This is a genomic window from Actinoallomurus acaciae, assembly GCF_042429965.1.
GTDB lineage: Bacteria > Actinomycetota > Actinomycetes > Streptosporangiales > Streptosporangiaceae > Actinoallomurus > Actinoallomurus acaciae.
Window position 1 is genome coordinate 1 of record NZ_JBHLZP010000466.1, and the last position, 6,325, is coordinate 6,325.

Genomic DNA, 6,325 nt, shown 5'->3' on the forward strand with positions numbered 1-6,325 from the left:
GGGCAGCGCAGGCCCAGGGCGTACAGGGCGCCGCGGGACCGGCACAGCACCGCGGGCAGCCCGTCGATCCGGCGGATCTCGCCCTCGGCCAGGTCGCCGTCCGCGCACACCCGGACCAGCCCCGCGTCGTCGCGGCGGCGCCGTCTCAAGACCCCCGCGACGCGCAGCATGATGCCGCGATCCTCTCGCACATCGACGACGCGATCCAGCACGGCGGAGCCCGGCCGTGAGCGAGATCTCGAATGCGATTCGGTCTTCAGCCCCCGCTTCGGTCGCCGCACCCCCGGCCGGACGGATAACCTCTTTTCTCACGTAACGGGCATAGGCCCGTGAGCTTGGAGGTTCCGCTGACCACGCGAGCGCTCATCACCGGGATCACCGGGCAGGACGGTTCGTACCTCGCCGAGCATCTGCTCGAACAGGGGTACGAGGTATGGGGCCTGGTCCGGGGACAGGCCAACCCGCACGTGTCCAGGCTGCGCAAGCACATCGGCGAGGTGCGGCTGGTCCACGGCGACCTGCTGGACCAGGGCAGCCTCATCTCCGCCGTGGAGAAGGTACGGCCCGACGAGGTCTACAACCTCGGCGCGATCTCCTTCGTCCCCATGTCGTGGCAGCAGGCGGAGATCACCGCGGAGGTCACCGGGATGGGCGTGCTGCGCATGCTCGAGGCGATCCGCGTCGTCAGCGGCATCGGCGGATCGCGCAGCCCCGGCGGCGGCCAGATCCGCTTCTACCAGGCGTCCTCGTCGGAGATGTTCGGCCAGGTGCGCGAGACGCCGCAGAACGAGCGCACGCCCTTCCACCCGCGCAGCCCGTACGGCGTCGCCAAGACCTACGGGCACTTCATCACGCAGAACTACCGTGAGTCGTACGGCATGTTCGCGGTCAGCGGCATCCTGTTCAACCACGAGTCGCCGCGGCGGGGCGCGGAGTTCGTGACCCGCAAGATCTCCCTCGGGGTGGCCCGGATCAAGCTCGGTCTGGCCGACAAGCTCACGCTGGGGAACCTGGAGGCCCGGCGCGACTGGGGCTACGCCGGCGACTACGTACGGGCGATGCGGCTCATGCTGGCCGGCGAGACGCCGGAGGACTATGTCATCGGCACCGGCCGCACCCAGTCCGTACGCGAGCTGGTCGAGCTGGCCTTCGCGACGGCCGGGCTCGACTGGCGCGACCATGTGATCACCGACACCGCGCTGACCAGGCCCGCCGAGGTCGACCTGCTGTGCGGCGACCCGAAGAAGGCCCGTGACCGGCTCGGCTGGGAACCGGGCGTCTCGTTCGAAGAGCTCGTCACGATGATGGTCGAGTCGGACCTGGCCCTGCTGTCCCGCTCCGACCGGCCGGCGGACGAACCCCTCAGCTTCGACCACTGGTAAAGGTCGCCGCCTTTGCGTGCGACGATGAGCGGGTGCCCTCCGATGTGCCCTCCGACCGGGCCGACGCCCCCGCCGACCACCTCACGCTCGCCGAGGCGTCCGGCCGGTGGGTCCTCACCGCCACGGTGCTCGGCTCCAGCCTCGCGATGCTCGACGCGACCATCGTCAACGTCGCACTGCCCCGCATCGGACGGGAGTTCGGCGCCTCGCTGGCCGGTCTGCAGTGGACCGTCAACGCCTACACGCTCACGCTCGCGGGGCTGATCCTGCTCGGCGGCTCGCTCGGCGACCGGTTCGGCCGCCGGCGGGTCTTCATGATCGGCGTGGTCTGGTTCGCCCTCGCGTCCGCGCTGTGCGGCATCGCACCCGACATCGGCGTACTGGTCACGGCGCGCGCCCTGCAGGGCATCGGCGGCGCCCTGCTGACACCCGGCGCGCTGGCGATCATCCAGGCGTCCTTCAGCCCCGCGGACCGGCCGCGGGCGATCGGCGCCTGGTCGGGCCTTGGCGGCGTCGCGGGCGCGATCGGCCCGTTCCTCGGCGGATGGATCATCGCCGCGGCGGGCTGGCGCTGGGCGTTCCTGCTCAACCTCCCCCTCGCCGCCCTCGTCGTGGCCGTGGCGGCACGACACGTGCCGGAGAGCCGTGACGAGGCCGAATACCACGGTTTCGACGTGCTCGGCGCCGTCCTCGCCGCCGCCGCGCTCACCGGTGTGACCTACGCCCTCACCGAGGCGCCTTCGGGCGCGACCGCCGCCGTGACGGTCGCGGCCGTGCTGGGAGTCGCCGCCGGTGTGGCCTTCGTGCTGGTCGAACGGCGACGGTCGGCCGGCCACGGCCCGAGTCCGATGCTGCCGCTCGGCGTCTTCGGCTCCCGGCAGTTCACCGCCGTCAACATCGTGACCTTCATCGTGTACGGCGGCATGGGCGTGCAGTTCTTCCTGCTCGTGGTCGACCTTCAGGTCGTGGCGGGCTACTCCCCCATCGTCGCGGGCACCGCGCTGCTCCCGGTGACGATCCTGATGCTCCTCCTGTCCGCCCGCGCGGGCGCGCTGGCCCAGCGGTTCGGGCCGCGGTACCTGATGACCGGCGGGCTGATCGTCGCCGCCGCGGGGATGACGCTGACGCTGCGCATCGGCCCGCATGCCTCGTACGTCGCCGACGTGCTGCCGGCCACGGTGGTGTTCGGCCTCGGCCTGTCGGGCGTGGTCGCACCGCTGACCGCCACGGTGCTCGCGACGGCCGACATGCGGCACGCGGGCGTGGCCAGCGGAGTGAACAACGCCGTGGCCCGCGCGGCCGGCCTGCTGGCGGTGGCCGGCATCCCGCCCGCGGTCGGTCTCCGGGGCACCGCCTACAACGACCCGGCGGTGTTCGGCCACGGCTTTCACACGGCGATGGCGATCTCCGCCGTACTGCTCCTCGCCGGCGCGGCGCTGACGTTCCTCATCGTCCACGACGACGTGCTCCGCCCCGACCAGGCCACGGCCAGCCCGGAGTGCGGGTACAACTGCCCGGTCGGCGCCCCACCCCTCGAACCCGGCACGCCCTCAGGCGTCTGACAACCCTCACCCGGCCGACTCACTCCGGCGGACCGTCACCGGCCGGACCGGCGACCATGGTGATGAGGCAGCGAGCGAGCGGCCCCCCGATGTACGGGCGGTAGGACCTGTCTCGAAGCGGTTGGGGCGTGGGTTCTCCACAGCCGTGCACGCGGTCTTCCTTCGGCGTGTGGGGTGGTTCGACAATGGAAGTGGGGTCGGCGCCCCCTGGGAGGGCGGGGTCTCCCAGCCGACGGGGCTTCGAAACACGCCTTAGCGCGCTGCCGAGACCGGGAGCAGCGGAACGGCCAGGGCGATCGGCGCCCGCCGCCCGGTGGCGTGGAGCGTGCCGGGACCACAAGCCGGGTCACCCACGGGATGCTCGCTCCCTGCCACACCGTCGTCGAGTCGAGCAGCACCGCCACGGTCGGGAGACCGATGAGGCCGGGACGGCCGAGCAGCTCTCGCCCCCGGGCGGCGCCGGGCCCGGCGAGGAGCGCGCCGGTCGTGATGAGGCCGAGTATGAGCGGCGCGGCCGCCGCCCCTCCACCGATGCATGGGCAACGGCTCGCCCGCGCGGTCGCCGTGCGGCGGCCGGTCGTACGGCGGCGGGCCTGCCAAAACCGCTCACGTCGGGGTCCCGTGCCCGAACGCGCGGGGAGGCGCGGTCCCCGTGCTCCAACGCGCGGGGAGGCGCCGTCCGCTCAGCCGCGGCTCTTGGCGAAGGCGAGGAACTCGCGTGCGACCGGAGGCAGTGGGCGGCGCATGTGGACCAGGCCGATCGTCGTGGTGATCGGGGGCATGAAGGAGCGGACCGCGAGGCCCTCGACCGCATCGACCTGGTTTCGGTACCACATCAGCGACCCGACCCCGGCGCGTACCCAGGTGAGCCAGGCTCCCCGCTCGTTCGACTCCACGGCCGGGATCGGGGTGACGTCGAGGCGGGACAGCACGCCGTCGAGCTCGGTTCGCCGGGCGCTGCCCCGGGCCGGCATGACCAGCCGCAGGCCCTCGAGCGCCGACTGCGGGACCGGCTCGCGAAGGTTCAGGCCCGGCGGGGAGATCAGGACGATCTCCCGCTGTTCGAGCGGGTGCGCCGCCAGGTCGCCGGGGACCGGCAGGTCGGTCAGTGCCAGGTCGGCGCGGCCGTCACGTACGGCGGCGCCGACCGACTCGCGGCCGTCGCACCGGACCACCCGGATCCGGGCGGCGGGCTGTTCGCGGGCGAACTCCGGCAGCAGCCGCGCGGTGAGCTCGGGCTCCAGGGTGGACGTCGCGGGGAGCCGCAGCTCGCCGGGCTGGCCGGCGTCGCGCTCGGCCGAGAACGCCTCGATCGCGTCGACCGCCCTCAGGGCCTCGCGGGCGTACCGGACGATCTGCTCTCCGGAGTCGGTGAGCGCCACTCCGCGACCGGCGCGGGCGAACAGCTCGACGCCCAGCTCGCGCTCGAGCTCTCTGATCGCCCGCGACAGCGCCGGCTGTGCGACGAACAGGGCCTGCGCCGCCGCGGTCATCGTGCCGTGGTCGGCGGTCGCCACGACATAGCGCAGCTGCCGCAGATTCATGGCTCGACGGTAGGGCAAGGCGCCGTGCTCAGTCCTGGACATAGCCGGAATGGGCCCGGACATTCACGGGGCGCGGTAACGCGCCCCGGAATCGGCGAAAAAAGGCGTTCTAGGGGTGATCAGTCGAGGTCGGCGCCGTACGTCTGTTTCACGACGTCGAGGTGGTGCCACGACTCCCCGACCCAGACGCCCGGTACCGCCCGCACCGCCTCGAGCGTGCTCAGCAGCACGTCGCGGGAGGTCGCGTCGATCCCACAGACGAGGTCGTACCGGCCGAAGCCGGTGACCACATAGTTGATCCCGGACAGCCGGGCGATGCGGCCGGCCGCCGTGTCGACGTCGGTGGACACGCGGACGCCCACTCCGGCGAGCTCGCCGGAGCCGAGGGCCCGCGAGTCGACGATCCCGCTCACGTGGATCACTCCGGTACGCATGAGCCGTACGGCACGCGCGCGGGTCGCCGCCTGGGACAGGCCGACCACCTCGGCCAGCCGGGTGTACGGGGTGCGGCCGTCGCGCGTCAGCTCGCGCAGCAGCCGCCAGTCGATCTCGTCGAGCGACACGTCGGGCAGTTCGGTGACGACGGAGTGCGCGTCCTTCACCACGGAGATGACGCGGAAGACCTCCACTCCGCGCACGCCGGGCAGCGAGCGCACGGCGTCGACCTCCTGGGCGAGCTTGACGTCGTCGCGGACGCGCACCTCGGCGACGACGGCGTGCGCCCCCGTGGCCAGGGCGGCGAACCAGGCCGCCGACTTTCTGGCCACCGCTTCCACCACATGGCGTGCGGGACCGTCGACGTCGATGAAGATATGGCCGATGGCGCCGGTTCCGATCACGGACGCGTGCACGATGCCCACCACGCGCACGATCCCCGAATCCAGAAGATGCTGCACGCGCGTGCGCACGGCCGTACGCGACAGCCCCACACGGTCGGCCAGCGCCTGGAAGGTCGCCCTTCCATCCCGCTGCAGCTCGCGTACGAGCACAGCGTCGACCGCATCCAGCACGGGGGTCCTCCTCAGGGCCTGTATGTTCCTGCATTGGCTTGCATGATCATTTCATTACTGACGTCTTCGTCGCGAAAACGGAGCGTTGTTCGTGTTCGTCCGCCAAAGGACCACCGATCTGTCGGTGTGGCGCTGCGTCGGTGCCGAAAGCCGCGCGTTTCGTCGGCCGCCGGCGTGGCAACGTCCGGGCATCATCGGCTAAAGCTCGCGTCCCAATTCGACGAGGATTCCGCGGGCCTCGTCCCGCGCGGCGGTGGCCGCCTCCTCGTTCCCCTTCGCCACGTGGGTCTCGGCGAGGCAGCGAAGGGTCTCGGCCACGTCGAGCGACTCCTGGAGGTCGCGAAAGATCCGCAGGGACTCCCCCAATTGCGCGGCCGCGGCGTCCGGGTCGCCGTCGGCCAGGAGCATCTCTCCGGTGAGCCGCAGCACGTGTCCCTCACACGTGCGCCAGCCGACGTCGCGAAAGGTCGTCATGACCCCCTCCAGGACCGGCCGTGCCGCGTCGTGGCGCTTCTGCCGGACCAGGCACTCCCCCATCCGCATCTGCACCACGGCCTCGCTCAGCCGGTCACCGATCGCGCGGAACGTCGGCAGCGCCTGCTCCAGGAGCCGCAGCGCCTCGCCGTAACGGCCGAGCTCCAGCTCGACGCCCGCGATGCGGCGCAGCGCGTGCGCCTCGCCCATGCCGTTGCCCGCGCTCCGGTAGAGCCGCAGCATCTCCTCGAACCGCGCCCGCGCCGGCTCCGCCCGGCCCTGGTCGAGGTCGCACAGGCCGAGCCCCTCCACGGCGTACGCCTCGGCGCGCTGGTCGCCCGGCTCGCCGAACG

6 protein-coding genes are annotated in these 6,325 nt (G+C 72.2%); 2 read left to right on the forward strand and 4 right to left on the reverse strand.

Annotation, left to right across the window (positions count from 1 at the left end; translation table 11 throughout):
• The coding region (locus ACFFNX_RS38750; RefSeq protein ID WP_378211090.1) for a Rieske (2Fe-2S) protein at positions 1-191 on the reverse strand (191 nt) is incomplete at its 3' end.
• 156 nt (positions 192-347) lie between these two features.
• On the opposite strand from ACFFNX_RS38750, the gene ACFFNX_RS38755 reads away from it, so the two are divergent.
• A complete protein-coding gene (locus ACFFNX_RS38755; protein ID WP_378211099.1) occupies positions 348-1,382 on the forward strand; it encodes a GDP-mannose 4,6-dehydratase in 1,035 nt (344 codons plus the stop codon).
• A gap of 32 nt (positions 1,383-1,414) precedes the next feature.
• Positions 1,415-2,944 (forward strand): MFS transporter, encoded by a 1,530-nt coding sequence (locus tag ACFFNX_RS38760; RefSeq protein WP_378211091.1) that lies wholly within the window; start codon positions 1,415-1,417, stop codon positions 2,942-2,944.
• A gap of 683 nt (positions 2,945-3,627) precedes the next feature.
• On the opposite strand, the gene ACFFNX_RS38765 is transcribed toward ACFFNX_RS38760, so the two are convergent.
• The 3 genes from ACFFNX_RS38765 to ACFFNX_RS38775 all read right to left on the reverse strand — a co-directional run.
• The gene (locus tag ACFFNX_RS38765; RefSeq protein ID WP_378211093.1) at positions 3,628-4,488 is read right to left on the reverse strand and encodes a LysR family transcriptional regulator; all 861 of its coding nucleotides are present in this window, start codon (positions 4,486-4,488) and stop codon (positions 3,628-3,630) included.
• A 119-nt stretch (positions 4,489-4,607) separates the two neighbouring features.
• Positions 4,608-5,498 carry an Lrp/AsnC family transcriptional regulator gene (locus ACFFNX_RS38770; RefSeq protein WP_378211095.1) on the reverse strand — a complete coding sequence of 297 codons (891 nt, stop codon included), beginning with the start codon at positions 5,496-5,498 and terminating at the stop codon, positions 4,608-4,610.
• A 198-nt stretch (positions 5,499-5,696) separates the two neighbouring features.
• Positions 5,697-6,325 (reverse strand): tetratricopeptide repeat protein (locus ACFFNX_RS38775; protein WP_378211097.1); only part of this gene is annotated, 629 nt, incomplete at its 5' end.